At 66.1% G+C, this 16,996-nt stretch carries 19 protein-coding genes; 13 read left to right on the forward strand and 6 right to left on the reverse strand.

Annotation, left to right across the window (positions count from 1 at the left end; genetic code table 11):
* Nucleotides 1–23: 23 nt before the first annotated feature.
* From AC1DDG_RS12340 to AC1DDG_RS12350, 3 genes are read left to right on the forward strand one after another with little or no spacing between them, the layout of a single operon-like run.
* The gene (locus AC1DDG_RS12340) at nt 24–1,208 is read left to right on the forward strand and encodes a Gfo/Idh/MocA family protein (RefSeq protein ID WP_476876294.1); all 1,185 of its coding nucleotides are present in this window, start codon (nt 24–26) and stop codon (nt 1,206–1,208) included.
* 11 nt (nt 1,209–1,219) lie between these two features.
* Nucleotides 1,220–1,918: a ThuA domain-containing protein gene (locus AC1DDG_RS12345; RefSeq protein ID WP_476876295.1), complete on the forward strand. Its 699-nt coding sequence runs from the start codon at nt 1,220–1,222 to the stop codon at nt 1,916–1,918.
* A complete protein-coding gene (locus tag AC1DDG_RS12350; protein WP_476876296.1) occupies nt 1,903–3,093 on the forward strand; it encodes a Gfo/Idh/MocA family protein in 1,191 nt (396 codons plus the stop codon). Before AC1DDG_RS12345 ends, AC1DDG_RS12350 begins: the two co-directional genes overlap by 16 nt.
* 70 nt (nt 3,094–3,163) lie before the next feature.
* Here the strand turns inward: AC1DDG_RS12350 and AC1DDG_RS12355 are convergent, their stop codons facing one another.
* Complete coding sequence (locus AC1DDG_RS12355; protein WP_230121368.1) at nt 3,164–4,195, reverse strand: aldo/keto reductase; 1,032 nt, start codon at nt 4,193–4,195, stop codon at nt 3,164–3,166.
* Between the two features lie 36 nt (nt 4,196–4,231).
* Nucleotides 4,232–5,104 carry an NAD-dependent epimerase/dehydratase family protein gene (locus AC1DDG_RS12360; protein ID WP_230121367.1) on the reverse strand — a complete coding sequence of 291 codons (873 nt, stop codon included), beginning with the start codon at nt 5,102–5,104 and terminating at the stop codon, nt 4,232–4,234.
* A gap of 460 nt (nt 5,105–5,564) precedes the next feature.
* Here AC1DDG_RS12360 and AC1DDG_RS12365 point away from each other — a divergent pair, with 460 nt between their 5' ends.
* The 3 genes from AC1DDG_RS12365 to AC1DDG_RS12375 all read left to right on the forward strand — a co-directional run bounded on the left by AC1DDG_RS12365 (nt 5,565) and on the right by AC1DDG_RS12375 (nt 7,050).
* Complete coding sequence (locus tag AC1DDG_RS12365; RefSeq protein WP_476876297.1) at nt 5,565–6,062, forward strand: hypothetical protein; 498 nt, start codon at nt 5,565–5,567, stop codon at nt 6,060–6,062.
* Nucleotides 6,052–6,375 (forward strand): hypothetical protein, encoded by a 324-nt coding sequence (locus AC1DDG_RS12370; RefSeq protein ID WP_476876298.1) that lies wholly within the window; start codon nt 6,052–6,054, stop codon nt 6,373–6,375. The genes AC1DDG_RS12365 and AC1DDG_RS12370 overlap by 11 nt, the downstream gene beginning before the upstream one ends.
* 93 nt (nt 6,376–6,468) lie before the next feature.
* On the forward strand, nt 6,469–7,050 hold the full coding sequence (locus AC1DDG_RS12375) for a mucin-associated surface protein (RefSeq protein WP_230118611.1): 582 nt from the start codon (nt 6,469–6,471) through the stop codon (nt 7,048–7,050).
* A gap of 64 nt (nt 7,051–7,114) precedes the next feature.
* Here the strand turns inward: AC1DDG_RS12375 and AC1DDG_RS12380 are convergent, their stop codons facing one another.
* Nucleotides 7,115–7,729, reverse strand: coding sequence for a TetR/AcrR family transcriptional regulator (locus tag AC1DDG_RS12380; protein ID WP_230118610.1), 615 nt, complete (start codon nt 7,727–7,729; stop codon nt 7,115–7,117).
* Between the two features lie 146 nt (nt 7,730–7,875).
* On the opposite strand from AC1DDG_RS12380, the gene AC1DDG_RS12385 reads away from it, so the two are divergent.
* From AC1DDG_RS12385 to AC1DDG_RS12395, 3 genes are all read left to right on the forward strand, one after another.
* Nucleotides 7,876–8,115, forward strand: a complete 240-nt coding sequence (locus AC1DDG_RS12385) for a hypothetical protein (protein ID WP_230118609.1) — start codon at nt 7,876–7,878, stop codon at nt 8,113–8,115.
* A 188-nt stretch (nt 8,116–8,303) separates the two neighbouring features.
* Complete coding sequence (locus AC1DDG_RS12390) at nt 8,304–8,753, forward strand: sensor histidine kinase (RefSeq protein ID WP_476876299.1); 450 nt, start codon at nt 8,304–8,306, stop codon at nt 8,751–8,753.
* A gap of 62 nt (nt 8,754–8,815) precedes the next feature.
* Complete coding sequence (locus AC1DDG_RS12395) at nt 8,816–9,481, forward strand: nucleoside/nucleotide kinase family protein (protein WP_230118607.1); 666 nt, start codon at nt 8,816–8,818, stop codon at nt 9,479–9,481.
* A 24-nt stretch (nt 9,482–9,505) separates the two neighbouring features.
* Here the strand turns inward: AC1DDG_RS12395 and AC1DDG_RS12400 are convergent, their stop codons facing one another.
* Complete coding sequence (locus tag AC1DDG_RS12400) at nt 9,506–9,751, reverse strand: hypothetical protein (protein ID WP_230118606.1); 246 nt, start codon at nt 9,749–9,751, stop codon at nt 9,506–9,508.
* 99 nt (nt 9,752–9,850) lie between these two features.
* Nucleotides 9,851–10,630 carry a DUF4386 domain-containing protein gene (locus AC1DDG_RS12405; RefSeq protein ID WP_230118605.1) on the reverse strand — a complete coding sequence of 260 codons (780 nt, stop codon included), beginning with the start codon at nt 10,628–10,630 and terminating at the stop codon, nt 9,851–9,853.
* 164 nt (nt 10,631–10,794) lie between these two features.
* Between AC1DDG_RS12405 and AC1DDG_RS12410 the strand changes: the two genes are divergently transcribed.
* Nucleotides 10,795–12,000 (forward strand): polysaccharide pyruvyl transferase family protein, encoded by a 1,206-nt coding sequence (locus AC1DDG_RS12410; RefSeq protein ID WP_476876300.1) that lies wholly within the window; start codon nt 10,795–10,797, stop codon nt 11,998–12,000.
* A 6-nt stretch (nt 12,001–12,006) separates the two neighbouring features.
* Nucleotides 12,007–14,031, forward strand: a complete 2,025-nt coding sequence (locus AC1DDG_RS12415; protein ID WP_476876301.1) for a DUF6541 family protein — start codon at nt 12,007–12,009, stop codon at nt 14,029–14,031.
* On the opposite strand, the gene AC1DDG_RS12420 is transcribed toward AC1DDG_RS12415, so the two are convergent.
* Entirely contained in the window at nt 14,015–15,088 is a 1,074-nt protein-coding gene (locus AC1DDG_RS12420; RefSeq protein WP_230118602.1) for an LLM class flavin-dependent oxidoreductase, read from the reverse strand. The two genes, AC1DDG_RS12415 and AC1DDG_RS12420, sit on opposite strands and share 17 nt — an antisense overlap.
* 142 nt (nt 15,089–15,230) lie before the next feature.
* Here AC1DDG_RS12420 and AC1DDG_RS12425 point away from each other — a divergent pair, with 142 nt between their 5' ends.
* Nucleotides 15,231–16,067 (forward strand): alpha/beta fold hydrolase, encoded by an 837-nt coding sequence (locus AC1DDG_RS12425; protein WP_230118601.1) that lies wholly within the window; start codon nt 15,231–15,233, stop codon nt 16,065–16,067.
* A 324-nt stretch (nt 16,068–16,391) separates the two neighbouring features.
* Entirely contained in the window at nt 16,392–16,931 is a 540-nt protein-coding gene (locus AC1DDG_RS12430; RefSeq protein ID WP_230118600.1) for a hypothetical protein, read from the forward strand.
* Nucleotides 16,932–16,996 lie beyond the last annotated feature (65 nt).

Here is a 16,996-nt window from a genome sequence, read left to right on the forward strand (position 1 = left end):
CCGGGCCTTACGAAAGGACCTCAATGACAGCCGCACAGACGCTGCGCGTCGGCATGGTGGGTTACGCCTTCATGGGTGCAGCCCACTCCCACGCCTGGCGGACCGCGCCCAGGTTTTTCGACCTGCCGCTTCAACCCGAACTGACCGCCGTCGCCGGCCGTAACCCGGAAGCGCTGAACGCAGCCGCCGCCAAGCTCGGCTGGGCCTCGACCGAACCGGATTGGCGCCGCCTGATAGAACGCGACGACATCGACCTGATCGACATCTGCACGCCCGGGGACACTCATACGGAGATAGCGCTCGCCGCCCTCGAAGCAGGCAAGCACGTGTTGTGTGAGAAGCCTTTGGCCAACTCCGTGGCCGACGCGGAAAGGATGACGGAGGCGGCGCAAGCCGCGGCCGACCGCGGCGTCTTATCGATGTGCGGCTTCAGCTACCGCAGGACGCCCGCCCTTGCCCTCGCCAGGAGGTTCGTGGACGAAGGGCGGCTCGGCACCCTCAGGCACGTCCGGGCGCAGTATCTGCAGGACTGGCTCAGCGATGAAAACGCCCCCATGACCTGGCGGCTGGACAAGTCCAAGTCCGGGTCCGGCTCGCTGGGTGACATCGGTGCGCACAGCATCGACGCCGCGCAATGGATCACGGGCCAACGAATCAGCGGCGTGTCGGCCCTGACGGAGACCTTCGTTCCGGAGAGGCCACTCGCCGGCAATCTCGTGGGACTCGGCGGACACGGCGACGCCGGCGCGGACACGCCCCGCGGAACCGTCACCGTGGATGACGCCGCACTGTTCACTGCACGGTTCGACGGCGGTCCGCTGGGGAGCTTCGAAGCCACCCGTTACGCCTTGGGGCGGAAGAACGCCATGCGTCTGGAAGTCAACGGAAGCCGGGGATCACTGGCCTTCGATTTCGAGGAGATGAATGTGCTCTCGTACTACGACGCCACCGAATCGCCCGACGCCGGCTTCCGGCGGATCTTCGTCACCGAGCCGGAGCATCCGTACGCGGCCAACTGGTGGCCCACCGGCCACGGGCTGGGCTACGAGCACGGGTTTACGCACCAGGTGGTGGATCTCGTGACCGCGATAGCAACCGGCCGACAGCCGGAACCGTCCTTCGCCGATGCACTGCAGGTGCAGCAGGTCCTGGCAGCCGTCGAGGCAAGCGCCGCCGACTCCAGCCGCTGGCACAACGTTAAAAACTAAGGAAGCATCCCATGACAGAAACCAAGACAGCCCTGGTGGTCCGCGGCGGCTGGGACGGCCACCAGCCGTTCGAAGCCACGGAACTCTTCATCCCGTTCCTCAAAGGCAACGGGTACGACGTCCGCGTGGAGGAGTCCCCGAAAATCTATGCGGACAGCGCGTACATGTCCGGAGTCGACCTGATCATGCAGTGCATGACGATGACCACCATCGAAAAGGAAGAATTCGCCGGCCTGCGCGCCGCAGTCGAAAACGGCACCGGCCTGGCCGGCTGGCATGGCGGCATCGCGGATTCTTACCGCAACAACTCCGACTACCTGCACCTGATCGGCGGCCAGTTCGCCTGCCATCCGGGAAAGCACCCGGACCAACTCACCGGGGAACAGTCGGACAACTATGTGCCCTACACCGTCCGGATGCTTCCCGCCGCTGCCCAGCACCCCATCACCCAGGGCCTGAGTGACTTCGACCTCGTCACCGAGCAGTACTGGGTGCTCTCGGACGACTACATCGACGTCCTCGCCACCACCACCCAGAAGGTCCGCGAATGGGACCCCTGGCACCGCGAAGTGACCTCCCCTGCGATCTGGACCCGGCAGTGGGGAGAAGGCCGCATCTTCGTCGCCACACCGGGGCACCGGGTGGAAATCCTTCAGGACACCAACGTCCGCACGATCATTGAAAGGGGCCTGCTGTGGGCAAGTCGCTAAAAGTAGGAATCATCGGCTGTGGGGCAATCATCGCCCAGTATCTCGCCAGTTTCCGCGGGCTGGACGGCGTCGACTTGGTGGCGGTGGCGGACCTCGATCCCGCGAGGGCCCGGGCCGTGGCGGACAGCTACGGCGGCGTACGGGCGGTCAGCGTCGACGAACTGCTGGCTGCCCAGGACGTTGACCTTGTCCTGAACCTGACCATTCCGGCAGCCCATGCGGACATCGCGCTGAGGGCCATCGCAGCAGGCAAGAGCGTCTACGGAGAAAAGCCGCTGGCAGCGAACGTGGCGGAAGCCCGGCAGGTGCTTGAGGCGGCCGTCAAGGCGGGAGTGAGCATCGGGTGTGCACCCGACACGGTCCTGGGCACCGGCATCCAGACCGCCAGAAAAGCCATCGACGACGGCCTCATCGGGGCACCGGTCTCGGCCACCGCCACCATGGTGACTCCGGGCCATGAGCGCTGGCACCCCAACCCCGACTTCTACTACCAGCCCGGCGGCGGACCCCTGCTGGACATGGGTCCGTACTACGTCAGTGCCCTCGTCACCTTGCTGGGACCGGTGGTGTCCGTGATTGGCGCCGCAAGCCACACCCGGCCCGCGCGCACCATCGGGTCGGGACCGCGGATGGGCGAAACGGTCCCCGTGAACACCGATTCCCACGTCACCGGAATTCTGGTTCATGCCTCGGGCGCGCTGTCCACGCTGGTGATGAGCTTTGACGCTGTGCAGTCCAAGTCCCCCAACATCGAGGTCCACGGCGAGCAAGGATCATTGGTGGTTCCGGATCCGAACCATTTCGATGGCGACGTGCAGCTGTTCCTGCTCGGCTCTGACGCCTGGGAGACGCTGCCGGTGTCCGCCGGCTACCTCGATGCGGGCCGCGGCTTCGGCATAGCGGACCTCGCCGGCACGCCTGCGGGACGCGAGCCGCGCGCCGGCGGGGTCTTGGCCTTCCACGCGCTCGAGATCATGGAAGCCATGCTCGTATCAGCGCACAGCGGAGCCGCCGTCCCCATTCAGAGCACGGCGGTGAGGCCGGATCCGGTGCCCTTGACCGACCTCAACCGGCCGGCCGAGGCTGAGGAACCGGCCGAGGCTGAGGAACCGGCCGAGGAATCACTGCCCGGCGAGGAGATCCGGCAGGACGACGTGCAACCTGTCAGTTCATAGGATCGTCAGTTCAGAGGTCGCGCAACAACGCCCCGGTGGCATCCAGCCACCGGGGCGATTGTGGATTTGCCTAGCGGCCGCCGGCAATCTTCCTGCTGCGCTGCTCCTGCGCCATCAGCCCGTACGGATAAACCCCGACGCGCGGCTGGCTGGCTTCCGTCAGCCTCTCGGTTTCCGCAGAGGTCAGCTCAAGATCTGCCGCCGCCAGGTTGTCCGCCAGTTGTTCGGTAGTGCGGGCCCCGAGGATCACGGACGTGACCGCAGGACGGTCCGCGAGCCACGCGAGGGCCACCTGGGAGGCACTGACGCCGTGGTCCGCGGCGATCTTCTCGACGGTTCCGATGACCTCCCAGGTGCGTTCGTCGTCGTTCCTGGCCTGCCAGGCTTCCATGCCGCGCGTGGGGTTCTCGCCCAGACGGGTGGCTCCGGCCGGCGGCTGGTCCCGCTTGTACTTGCCGGACAGCCAGCCGCCGCCAAGGGGTGACCAGGGCAGGAGCCCGATGCCCGCGTCCAGCGAGGCGGGCACAATCTCCGACTCGATCTCCCGCACGAGCAGGCTGTACTGCGGCTGGAGAGTCACGGGAGCGCTCCAGCCGTGCGCCTTCGCAAGGTGGACGGCCTTGGTCAGCTGCCATCCCAGAAAGTTGGAAAACCCGTAGTACGCGATCTTCCCGCTGCTGACGGCATCGTTGAGGAACCGCAGTGTCTCCTCCAGCGGCGTGATGGGGTCCCAGGCGTGCATCTGGTAGAGATCGATCTGCTCCACGCCGAGGCGCCGGAGCGAATCATCCAGGGACTTGGTGAGATGGCGCCGGGAGGTGCCCAGGTCGTTGGGGCCCTTCCCCATGGGGAACCGGCCCTTCGTGGCAAGGACAACCTGGTCCTTGGCTTCCGGCCGTTTCGCGAGCCAGCGTCCGATGATCTCCTCAGACACGCCGGAGCTGTACACGTCCGCCGTATCGATGAAGTTGCCGCCGGCTGCCGCGTAGTCATCCAGGATGGCGTGGGACGCTTCCTCCGTGGCCTCGGCGCCGAAGGTCATGGTGCCCAGCGCGTAGTTGGACACGACGGCCCCGCTGTTGCCCAGGGTGCGGTATTGCATGGTTCTCCTCAGTCCTCGGTGGTCAGTTCTCGGTGGTCAGTCTTCGGTGGGGGTGGTGCGGTTGGAGTGGTAGGTCCGCCACGTGTGCTCGGGGGCGAAACCCAGGAGCCGTCTGGCCTTGTCGATGGAGAGCATGGTCTCGTGCTCGCCCAGCTCCCTGGTTACCTTGACGTTGGGGAACACCTCGGCGGCCAGGCTCGCGCTGGAGCGGCTCATGACGGTGTCCTCGTTGGCGATGATGAACGCCTCAAAGCCGGGCTTCCCGCTCTCGAGGGCGCGCGCCACCGCCTGGGCGCCGTCGCGTCCGTCAATGTAGCCCCAGAGGTTCCATTTGCGCAGCGTCGCGTCAGCGTCAAAGGACGGGAACTCCTCGTAGTCCTCGGGGTCCATGACGTTGGAGAACCGCAGCCCGGTGATGCTGAGCTCCGGGTCCCACCGCGTCATCTCGATCGCCATCTGCTCCTCCAGGTGCTTCACCAGCGAGTAGGTACTTTCCGGCCTCGCCGGGTATTCCTCATCCACCGGGATGTAGGGAGGGTCGACGTCGAACGGCAGTCCCAGCACCGTCTCGCTGGAGGCGTACACGACCTTCTTGATGCCGGCCCTGCGGGCCGCCTGGAACACGTTGTAGGTGGACAGCATGTTGTTCTCGAAGGTGGCGGCGTCCGGCACGAGCCCGGGCGCCGGGATCGCCCCGAGGTGGACGATTGCGTCAAACCCCCGGTGGCGGTCGTCCAGGCCCAGGACCACGTCCAGTACCTGGCCATAGTTGCGCAGGTCCACGACCGCATGCGCGGCGCTCCTCTCTCCCGCCCGGTCCAGGTTCAGGACGGAGTGCCCGTCCTCTGTGAGCCGGCGGACCACGCTGCGCCCCAGCTTTCCGCTTCCCCCTGTTACAGCAATTCTCATGGTGGTCTCCTCTGGCTTGGTGTGCAGGCCGGCCCGGTCTGACGGCCGGCCCGGGTGTGGACTGTCATGGCGGAGTCCCGCCGGTCACGTTCCTACCCAGCCTAGGTGCGCGGGTGCCCCCGCGCAGCCCTTCTGGCAGGCCCTGTGAGTCCTAGGAAAACCGGAGCCACCCGGGATCTGCAGCTCGGGCAGGTCCGCTAAGACACACTACGAGGGCTAAAACCTTGGGACCCCCAGGCCCCGGCAGGTGTGTGTTTTCCTGATGGCCTTCCTTATGAAAACCGGGAATTTCTTGATGGAAACCCAGAAACTCCTCCATGCGGGGGTCCACCAATACCCCTGACCCCCCAGTTCCCCCCTTCACGACCCCATAGGGGGGATGGCGTGCCGAGATTTTCACAGGAGAACCCGCGGATAGTGGCGGGAGTCAGGCAGTGAAGCCGCTGAAAGGGGCGCCCCGATGAAGAAGCTGTTACTCCTAAGCCTTCCCCTGATGGCCATTGCCGGATTCAATGTCTGGAGCGAAGCCCTGGCCGAACCGGCCCAGATCCAAAGGCCCGGCATTGTGGTGCCCAACGTGACCGCCATGGGCCCGGCGGCAAGCGCGGACATACCCGCTGGCTCCACGGCGATGCCGGTTGCGGCTGTACCCAAGCCCACCCGCGCAGCGTCGCCCCCCGGCCGTAAACCGGGTACCGCCGGCAGCAATGCCGCTTTGGTCGCTTTCGTCGTGCCGTCCGAGCCCGTCACTGCCGCTGTGGTCGTGCCAGCCGAGCCCGCCCTGGCTGCTGTAGTCGGGTCGGCGGTCCCCCCGGCCAGCGGGACCAGCATCCCAGACGACAAGGGCGGGCTCAGGCGCGGCGGCGGCGATGACGGGGCTGCCCGGCGCGGCGGCGGAAGAGATGACAGGCCTGCCCGGCGCGGCGGCGATCACCACGGAGGCCGTGATGACGGCTAATCTCCCGGATCCGCTGGAGCGCGAATCGCAAGCCTCGGGACCCCGACTCCTCCAACTCGAAGCACCTGCGCGCCCCCGTGCACCGTGGGGCAGCCCGCACGGCCGTCGGGATCGGACGGAGATGCGCCAGCAGGTCATCGATCTCATCCTGGACATCATTTCGGCCACGGATCCCCAGTCCGCCGTCAGGCTCCGGCTGGTGCGCCATCTGGCTGCACACCCTGGCTGTCCGGAACAGGCCCTTCTGTGCCACCTCCTCGAGAGTTCGCGGCACTCATGGCCGACCACCCCGTCCGCTATTGAAGCTAAGTAGGCTTATGATTTATTCGGCTGCCGTTTCAGGCGGCGCCGCGGGCTGGGGCAGAACGCCCCAGCGGCGGGTACCGGTTGGCAACGTAGGGAAACCATGATGGATTCGCTGGGCAGCAAGGTTGGTCGGCTGCGCGTTGGCACGCGACTTCTTGCCGCCGGTCTCGCGGTTGCCGCCCTGGCCGGCTGCGCTCCAGCCGCCCCGGACCTGGACTCCAAGACCGGCACGGAACTGCAGGCCCAGGTCCTGGCCGTCAGCACGGCGGCTGCGAACGAGGATCCTTCCACCGGGCTCCGGATCCTCGATGAGCTGGCCGAGCACCTGACCCGGGCTGCGGCAAATGGTGACGTGTCCTTCAAGCGGCACCAAAGCATCATGAAAGCCATCGACGCCGTCCGGGCTGACCTCCGGGCGGCGGTTACGGCCAAAGCCGCCGCCAGCACGGCTGCAGCAAAGAAAGCGGCTGCGTCCAAAGCGGCCGCAGATAAGGCCGCCGCCGCCAAAGCGGCAGCGGAAGCCGCCGCAGAGGCGGCCGCGGCCCAAAACGCCACCGCCCAAAACGCCGCCGCCCACCAGGCTCCCGCCGCCCTGACTCCCCAACCGGCCGTGACCACGCAGCCCGCCACCGACAACCGGGCCAAGGGCTCCAACAAGGGCAAAGGCAAGAAGGGTGGCTGACTCTCCCGGCGTACGATACCCGTGGGCCGAGGCGCTGCCTGCCGGCGCCAGCCTTGCCCTGGCGTCAGCTCCGGTGGTGGGCGATCAGCCAGCCAGCCATCTGCTGGGCGCGTTTGGACGCCAGGAAGTCACCCTCGGTGGCCGAAATGATGGAGCCCTTCATCAGAATGTGCCAGGAGCGGGCGAACTCCTCGGTGTCGCGCAGGCCCGCTTCCTCCGCAAGCGCCTGGAGGTGGCCGCGGATCCGGGCGAGGTAGCCGATGCTGGCTTCCCCCAGCGGATGCTCGGGGCCCATCTCAAGGAGGACGTTGATGAAAGTGCAGGCCTCGAAATCATCGCGCTGGAACCAGTCGCCGAACACGTCAAAGATGGCGAGCAGCCGTTCCTCGGGGCTGTTCCCGCGGCTCCGGGCTTCGGCGACAATGAGATCCACGGTCCATACCTGATCTCGGAGGGCCAGGAAGGCAAGAACCAGTGCATCTTTGGACGGGAAATGCCGGTAAAACGTGGATTTGGCCACGCCGGAACGCTCAATCAGCTCGTTGATGCCGACGTCGCGGATGCCACGGCGGGAAAACAGCTCGTAGGCAGTGGAGAGTATCCGGTGCAGGGGTTCGTTCTGCGCAGCACGAACACCTTGGGGCAGCAAGGTGCCCTCCGTGGTATCAGGTGTGTTCATTAGAGAAATACTCTACCTTGGGACTGGCCGAGACAGACTTGTCTGTCCTATTGTTTCTATCAGGATGAAGTGACGTCTTCGGGGCAACGTACCCCTGAGGGCGCCGCCGGCGGTACTGCAATGAAGCAGAGAAGAGGAGCGCACTGATGGACGATGACGACATCCGGGCCGTGGAAGAAGCCGCTGCCACGCTGGAATCCGAGAGTGCAGAGCACGAGCCTGCAGCGGTGACCCTGCAAACAGCCGTGGCGGCAGCGGTGACGCACGGCAAGCCCATCCGGGACGTCGCGGCCGCGGCCCACATGACAGCACTGGAAGTCCTTGACGCCGCTGACGCTGTCACGTACCCGCGGCAGGCGCTCCAGCCCTGGACCCTGGCCCAGTAGTAAGCCTCCCGGCGAACATTGGACCAGCCGACATTTGCCCGGTAAATATTGACCCGGTGAAAAGCTGATCCGATCCTGAGGAAATCCCGCGCTAAGCCTGATCCGCCCGCGCCACCCTTGATCCATCAGCCTGTTGGGAACGGCTCCCTCGGGGAACGCATTAAGAGCCGCAAGGAAGCGCGGGCACCATGAACAACGCAGCAACTCTCGAAGAAGTCACCGAGGTCGGGGGAGTTATCACGGATCCTGAACCCGTGGACTTCCACAGGCTCGGGCTCGCCGGCTGCATCGACCGGCTAACGGCACCGCTGCGCCGCCAAGGCACCTGCGTCCACTGGGAGACGCCCCATCACGGCGTGGAGATCTCGGCAAGCTGCGCCATCCTGCTGTACCAGTCTGCGCAGGAAGCCCTGAGCCACACGTTCCGGCACTCGCATGCCACCGACGTGACGGTAAGGCTCGCCGCCGTGTTCCACGGTATCCGGCTTACTGTTGCGGACAACGGCTGCGGATCGGGTCCCCGGTCGGCGGGGCACCGGACCGTGCACGCGGCGGTGCAGGAAGCCGGCGGGACAGTAGCCGTCGACTCGGAACCAGGATCGGGCACGGCAGTGACCGTGACGATTCCCCTGGACTGATCCGCCGGCTGAAGCGCCGGACCCGCTCACGTCCGCGCCGGACCTCGCCTAGGATTCTTTCCATGACAACGCGCAACGCCCAGCCGCCCGCGCTCCGGGCCTTCGACTCCCCGGAAATCCGGCAGGCCGTGGCCGAACTGCGCCTCCGGCTGTCCAATGGAACGCGGACCCTGCTCGGGGTGGCCGGTGCCCCCGGCTCCGGAAAATCCACGTTCTCCGCCCGCCTCGCGGAAACCATGGGGCCCGGATTGGCGCTCGTGGTTCCCATGGACGGGTTCCACCTGGGGAACGCCGTCATCGACGGTACGCCCTTGAAGGAGCGCAAGGGCGCTCCGGACACCTTCGACGTCGGCGGCTACTTCTCGCTGCTGCAGCGGCTGGCGCGGCGGGACGAAGACGTTGTCTACGCACCGGACTTCCGGCGCTCGATCGATGAACCCGTCGCCGCGTCCATCGCGGTTCCCGCGCGCGTGCCGCTCATCATCACCGAGGGCAACTACCTGCTGTCCGACGAGCCGCAGTGGCGCCACGTCCGGTCCCAGCTGGACGAGGTGTGGTTCATCGACACTCCCCCGGATCTGCGCCTTTCGCGGCTCGTGGAGCGGCACATCCTCTTCGGCATGGACCGCGCCGCGGCTGAGGCCTGGGCCGGCGGATCCGACGAAGCCAACGCTCGGCTCATTGAAGCCACCCGGCACCGCGCCGACCGCGTTATTCCCTGGTTCTGACCGCGTGGGCGGGACAGTCCCGGCCTACTTTTCCTCCGAGTCCCACATGCCCGACTCGTCCGCAGCTTCTTCCGGTTTGTGCTCAGCGTCCGGGGCGCCGCTTCCCACGTAGCTCGCCGGCACGGTACCGGCCGCCTGGGTCAGCTGCTCTTCACGGATGTTCCCCGCTTTGCCCGCCTCAGGGTGGGGCTGCCGGGGATCGACGGCGTCCGGGTCGCCGGGGCCTTCAAGGCCCGCGGATTCGTGCGTCGGGTTGTTGGGGTCGCTCATGGAACTGCCTTTCACTCGGAACTGCCGATCATGCGCCGCCTCAAGGCCCGCGCTTCAAGAAACGCCGCGTGCCCTTGGCGGCAGTGCAGCGGAACCAGTCTATGTGCGCCCAGGTCCGGTGCCCTGGGTTCTTCGGAGGGAGCTGACGAGAAGCCAGGCAGTCCAGACCACGATCAGCACGATCCCCGCCAAAGTCGGCACGGTGTTGCTGCTGGAAAATCCTTCTGCGCCAATGACCCCGCCCTGGACAACGTAGGCCACGCCGGACAAGGCCATGAGGTAGCCCACCGCCCTGGGAATCCGCCGCGCCGTCCGCACTGCGAAGCCGAGGAGCACGAGGGCGGCGCCCAGCACAAAGCTCTGGTAGCTTCGCATTCCCCACTCGAGCCACCGAATGTCCTCAGCCGCGGCGAACCGCAGGGCCTTCTCCGGCCCCTCCGCCGCGATCCAGGCATCCACCGAATGCTTGAGCGCCACGCCGTCCACCGCCTGGAGCCCGCCGTAGAGGGCAAGCGCTGCAGCCGCCGCCAGTGTTCCGAGGCGCGCCGTCCAGGGCGCATGGCCCGGCACGTCGTCGAGTGTGGTTCCCAGGACAAACAGCCCGGCTATGAGGACCGCCATGCCCGCGAACTGGCCCAGATGGACGCCGATCCACAGGTCGCTGGCCGCATACTCCGTGAAGGCGGCTACGTGGTCATTCGCGCTGGCACCCTCCGGATGAAGGATGCCGGCCGCCAGGGAGAGCACGACGCCGGCAAACAGCAGGCTTGCGGCCAGCCGGAAGGATGCTGCAGGTTCAGTCCGACCGGCTGCTCCCGGACCTTCCGCCGGAAGAGCGCGCCCGCGGGGGGCGGCGCCGTCGTCGTCATTCTTTTCCATGGAACTCACCCCCAACCGGAGGATCCCTGCTTTGCCAGTAGGTTACGCCTGTCGGTCTCAACAGACCATGCCCTGTAGATCCGGCGCCGTCCGCCGGCGTCATCCTCGTACTCTGTCCGTAAGGAGTCAGGCCTTGGCCGGTCAGGAACGCTATAGTCTTCACCATGCAGTCGGGTCTCATTTATCTGATCGGCCCCTCGGGCAATCCCAACTTTGGCGACGAATTCATTGCCGCCGCCTGGCTCAGGTATTTGGCGGTCGAGCGGCCCGACGCCGAGGTTTGGCTGGATTGCCCACAGCCAGGCCTCGCGCAGGTCCTCTTCGACGGGCTGCATCCGCGGCTGCGCGTAACGAACACGCTCTGGCGGCTGGTTCACGAAAACGCCGACGTTCCCATCGAGACCTCGGCGGACACCATCAGAGCCCGTGTCACCGGGCTCGGCTCCCCGTCCTACGATCTTGGCCTCCTCAAGTTGCGGGAAGCCGAATCGCTCCACCTCATGGGCGGGGGCTACATCAACGAGAACTGGTCGCACCATGCGGGACTCGTCGTCGCCATGCGCGCCGTCCGCGACCTGACGGGTGCACGACTCGTCGCGACCGGCCAGGGACTCATGCCGCTGGTGACCTCCGCGCCTGCCGAGATGCCCCTGTTCCAAGGATTCAGCCATGTCACGGCGAGGGATGAAGCCGGGGCAGCGGCCTACGGAGTCGACCGCGGGTTGGATGACGCGTTCCTCGGGGTGGCCGGGGAAGTCGCCCGCGCCCGGGGAGAGGCTGCGCTCTACGTGTGTATTCAAAGCGACACCGCCGATCCGGAGCGGTTCGAGACAGCCGTCGCGTTGGCGCGCACTGCCGTGGAAGAGGCCGCCGGCGAGGGCCGCAAGGCCTTCTACATCGAAGCCATTCCCGGTGGCGACCGCGCGGCCTACGAGCTTATGGCCGATCTCATCCCCGAGGAGCGGTTCCTGCCGTTCTCACACATCTGGACTCACGGCCTTCCGCTCTCGGACAGCCAGACCTGGATCACGAGCCGCTTCCATTTCCATCTCCTCGCTGCCGCCGCCGGCGCGCGCGGCATCGCCGTCGGCATGAAAGAGGGCTACTACGACGTCAAACACGAGTCGGTGGCCGCGCTGGGAAGCGGGTGGTCCCTCGCGATGGGTGCTGACGAGCCCGGGATGCCGCCGCACCGCGGATCCCTGCAGGCCGGCGTGGCGGCGCTCGTGTCGCAGAAGCACGCAGAAGCCGCGAAGGTCTACCCCCGGGCGGAAGACCAGCCAGGCTCACGTTCCGCCAATGCCGCCAAGCTCTTTGGAATCACTCTGGGCACGTCCCGGAGGAACAAGATCCGGCACGGAGCAAACTGACCGGACATGCTCGACTGGCTACCCGAGCTGGCACGCCCGGCCCTGACTACCCTGCTCCTCCTGGCCGCGTTTTTCCTCCCGGGAACCCTTGCGCTCCTCCCGCTAAGGACGGGATGGCCTGCCGCCGTCGCGCTGGGCCCGGCCGTCACCTTGCTGCTCTACATGGCGGGAACCTTCGCGGCGGCGGCCTTGCACCTCCCGTGGAACCCGGCAACCGCCGTCGGACTGGCTGTTCCGCTGGTCCTGCTCCCCTGGCTCATCGGCAGGCGCTATGCATTCCGCACACCGCTGGTGCCGCCCGCCCTCCCTGCATCCACGAAGGTCGGCGTGGGTGCCGGCCTGGCCGTCGGCTCGGTCCTGACCTGCCGGGCGCTGCTGCGCGGCATCGGAAACCCGGGGACAGCGTCGCAGGGGTGGGACCCGATCTTCCACCTGAATGCCCTTCGATGGATCCAGGAATCGGGCAATGCAACGCCGTGGGGCATTGCCCCCATCTTCGGAGCCGGCAGGCCGACCTATTACCCCTCCGGCTGGCACAGCGCGGTGGCCCTTTTCCCTGACGTGACCGCAGCGGCAAATCTGTCCTCCGTCGTCATCGGCGGCATCATCTGGCCGATCGGCCTGGCTTTTCTGGCATCGGCGGTCGTGCCGCGGCATCCTGCAGTCTGGGCGCTGACGCCGCTGCTGGGTGCCTCCTTCATCAGCTTCCCGTTCGCCCAGCTGCTGCGCAGCGGGCAGTGGCCCAACGGCCTCGCCACTGCCCTGGTTCCTGCCACCGCGGCGGTGGCCATACTGCTGCTGCGGCGGCTGACCTCCGGAGAGCGCGGCGTGACCACGCGCGGACAAAATATACTTCTGGGCGTCGTCTGCGCGGCGGCCCTGGGCGGTTGCGTTGCCGCCCATCCGAGCACCATCTTTGCCCTGGCAGTTGCTGTTCTTCCGTTTGTGGCGGCTGGCCTCCTCCCGCTTTTCCTGCGGGGACTCCGCCGCCGGCCCTGGATCACCGGGGCCGCCACTGCCGGGGCGGTCCTCGCTGCGGTGCTGTTATATTCGGCCTTGGCCGGCTTCAAACTGCTGGCGGGCGTCATGGCGTATCGCCGGGCGGTCCGGGCAGTGATTCCTGATTCCGTTAATCTTGCGCTGTTCGATCTTCCGCAGTTTCCCGCCCTCCGTACCCCGTCCCCGGATGACTTCAACCTCGTGGTGGGCCTGCTGGCCATCGTCGGCGCGATCATTGCCGTCTTCGTTCGGGAAGCGCGTCCGCTTGCCGTCTCGTGGTTGGCGTTCGTGGTGCTTTACGTGCTGGCGGCCGGACCCGAGAACGGCCTCAGGTGGCTGACCGGCTTTTGGTATAAGGACACGCAAAGGATCGCTCCGTTCATCGCCATGGCCGGGAGCATTCTGGCCGCGCTGACCATCGTCGTCATCACCGGGACCGTCATCCGGGCCGTGTCCGCCAGGTGGCCCGACGCCGCCGTATCCGGGCGGTGGAAGGTGCCGGCGGCTCTTTTCACCGGCTGTGTCATGGTCATCACCGGCGCGATCTATTTCAGTTCGGCGGCTTACCGGTCGGTTGACCGGGTCGCTGTGGCTGCGCAGAACTACGCCGTCTCCGCCAAGCCAGGCAATGGCGTCCTGTCCAGCGGCGAACAGGCGTTCATCCAGCGTGCCGGAGCCCTGCTTCCCGCGGATGCCGTGGTGATCGGGGATCCCTTCAACGGCGAAACGTATTTCTATGCGCTCACGGGAAGGCACGTCGTCTACACCCAGCTGGGCGCTGCGACGGCTTCGAGCGCAGCCAAAGAGCTGCTTCGCACCGGCTTCAACCGCCTGCACACGGACAAGTCAGTCTGCGCCGCCCTGCTCAAGGTGGGGGCGACGCACTTCTACCAGGACATTGCGGGCGGCTCGCACGGGAGCGCCAGCCTGAAAAGTTGGCCCGGCTTCTACAACGTCTCCACGGATCAGGGCTTCGAGCAGGTCGCTGCGGACGGCGGCCGGGCGCTGTACCGGATCACGGCCTGCCGGTAGGCAGGTTTCCGGCAGATACCCCGCCTGAGGATTTCGGCTGCCAGCCAAGCGCCGGCGCGACGTGCCTGGCGATCGTCCCCAGCATCTTGGCGTTGTACTCGACGCCCAGCTGGTTCGGAACAGTGAGCAGGAGGGTGTCGGCCGCCTGCACGGCGGCGTCCGCGGCCAACTGCCCGGCAATGACGTCAGGCTCGCCGATATAGCTCTTGCCGAAGCGGGCCAGGGCGCCGTCGAGGGCGCCCACCTGGTCCCGGCTCTCGCGCAGGGCACTGAGCCCGAAGTATTGACGATCCTCGTCATCGGCGAGGGGCAGCACGCTCCGGCTCACAGAAACTCGCGGTTCGCGGCTGTGACCGGCTGCCGCCCACGCCTCCCGGAATAATGCAATCTGTTCGGCCTGGAGTTCGTCAAAGGGCACGCCGGTGTCCTCCGTGAGCAGGGTGGAGCTCATCAGGTTCATGCCGAGTTGAGCGGCCCAGACGGCGGTCTTGCGGGTTCCGGCACCCCACCAGATCCGCTCTCCCAGCCCCTCCGAGCGCGGCTGGATAGGCAGCAGGCCGGTGGCCCCTCCGGCGTACCGGGGATCCGCTTCCACCACACCGGCACCGGCCACAGCCCTGCGGAATTCCTCCGCGTGCCGGCGGGCCATGTCCGCATCGGTCTCCCCGTCGCGCGGGAGATAGCCGAACGCCGCAGCACCGTTCTTCGCCGGCTCGGGTGAACCCCTGCTGATGCCCAGCTGCAGCCGGCCGCCGCTGATGAGGTCCGTGGCGGCCGCTTCCTCTGCCATGTACAAAGGGTTCTCGTAGCGCATGTCCACCACTGCGGTGCCCAGTTCGATCCGGCTGGTCCTGGCCGCAATGGCCGCGAGCAGTGGGAACGGGGAGGCCTGCTGGCGGGCGAAATGATGCACTCTAAAGAAGGCGCCGTCGATGCCGAGTTCCTCGGCCGCGACAGCCAGGTCGATCCCCTGCAGCAGGGCATCACGCGCTGTCCGCGTGTGCGAACCCTGGACCGGGCCCCAGTGGCCGAAGGACAGGAAGCCGATACGTTTCATGACCTCTGCAACGCTTTCGCGTCCGCTGCCATTCCTGCCGGAAGGCGCCCTTGGACGGCTTTCCCGCCGGGCGTTCGATCCGGATAGGTTGGTACCACCGGTAGAGGACGACCGTTCTCACCAGACCGAGAGGACTGCTGACATGGCTTACATCACCGTTGGACAGGAAAACAGCACCGACGTCGAGCTCTACTACGAGGACCACGGCACCGGCCAGGCGGTGGTTCTCATCCACGGCTACCCTCTGGACGGCTCGTCCTGGGAGAAGCAGACGGCGGCCCTGCTTGATGCGGGATACCGGGTCATCACCTACGACCGGCGCGGCTTCGGCAAGTCAAGCAAGCCCACGACCGGCTACGACTACGACACCTTCGCTGCCGACCTGGATACCCTCCTCAACACCCTGGACCTCAACGACGCCGTGCTGGTCGGATTCTCTATGGGCACCGGCGAAGTGGCCCGCTACCTGTCAATGTTCGGTTCGGCACGGGTAGCGAAGGCCGCCTTCTTCGGTTCCCTGGAGCCGTACCTCCTCCAGTCCGACGACAACCCCACCGGCGTCCCGCAGTCCGTGTTTGACGGCCTCGCCGAGGCGGTCAAGGCGGACCGTTACGCCTTCTTCACGGAATTCTTCAAGAACTTCTACAACAGCGGGACCTTCCTGGGAACACCCCGCCTTAGCCAGGAGTCCGTGAATGCCAGCTGGAACACGGCCTCAAGTGCGGGAGCCTTTGCCTCCCTGGCGGCCGTGCCCACGTGGATCACCGACTTCCGCGCCGACATCCCCAAAATCGATGTCCCCTCGCTGATCGTTCACGGCACAGCGGACAACATCCTGCCGATCGACGCCACCGGCCGGGAGTTCAGGAAGGCCCTGCCGGACGCGGAATACGTGGAGATCGACGGCGCCCCGCACGGCCTGCTCTGGACGCACGCAGCCGAGGTCAACGAAGCCCTGCTCGGCTTCCTTGGCAGGTAGCTCTATAAGGCCGGCAGGCAGATAAGAGCGCATAACGGCCGACGACGCCTAGGCCGTCGTCGGCCGTTCGCATTTGCCTCCAGGATCGCCCGCAACCAAAATCGGTGGAAAGAAGCGCTCAAACCGAGAGTCGGGCGTAAGATAATGAAGTACCGGATCCAAGGACAAAGCCTTGAAAATGAATCCGGCCCCTGGTCTCCCGTAGCTTACGGGAGCCCTTTTTAATAACGGGACACAAACGGCTGACTCAGCCTGCCAACGCAACGGGATCTGCCGGTGCTGCCCGTCCACAAAAAAATTTTGCATATCAATGCAGGAGTAGAAATGACTACAACTCCGACGATCCGAAGCCGCCATTCCTTCTCGGCCCGGTTCGCAATGATTACGACAGTTTCCTTGGGACTGCTTGCCGGCCCCGTTGCCTTTGCCAGCACGGCGACGGCAGCAGCGCCCCGCCATTCGAACGGGGACAACTGTAGCGTCACGGCCTACAGGCCGACTGCGGACCACGGAAGGAACAACAACAGGGACAAGAAGGACAGCAAGTCCGTTGATGTCAAGTTCGCGTTCAAGATCCACTGCGACAAGGGAACCCGGGTTTACTTCGAGCAAAAAATGTTCAAGGAAAACGGGCGAGACCATCGCATCGGGTCCGACAAGGGCTGGGTCTGGGTCGGCAAAGACAGCGACGAACATGTCTACAACGTGGAGAAGGTTCGTGCTGACCGCGGCGACAAGTTCGTCAAGGTGTTCCATGAAGTGAAGATCCAGTTCAAGAACAACGACAAGAAGCGCGATTCTTGGGGGTCCGACCGTGACACGAGCCCCACGGCTTACATCCGTGTCGACAACGGGCGTAGGTAACAGTCCGCGAGGGCTTTCCCACTGACTGTTTAGCGACTGGGAGGACGACGGCGGCACGCAAGTGC

Source organism: Arthrobacter sp. 10L430, from assembly GCF_056395245.1.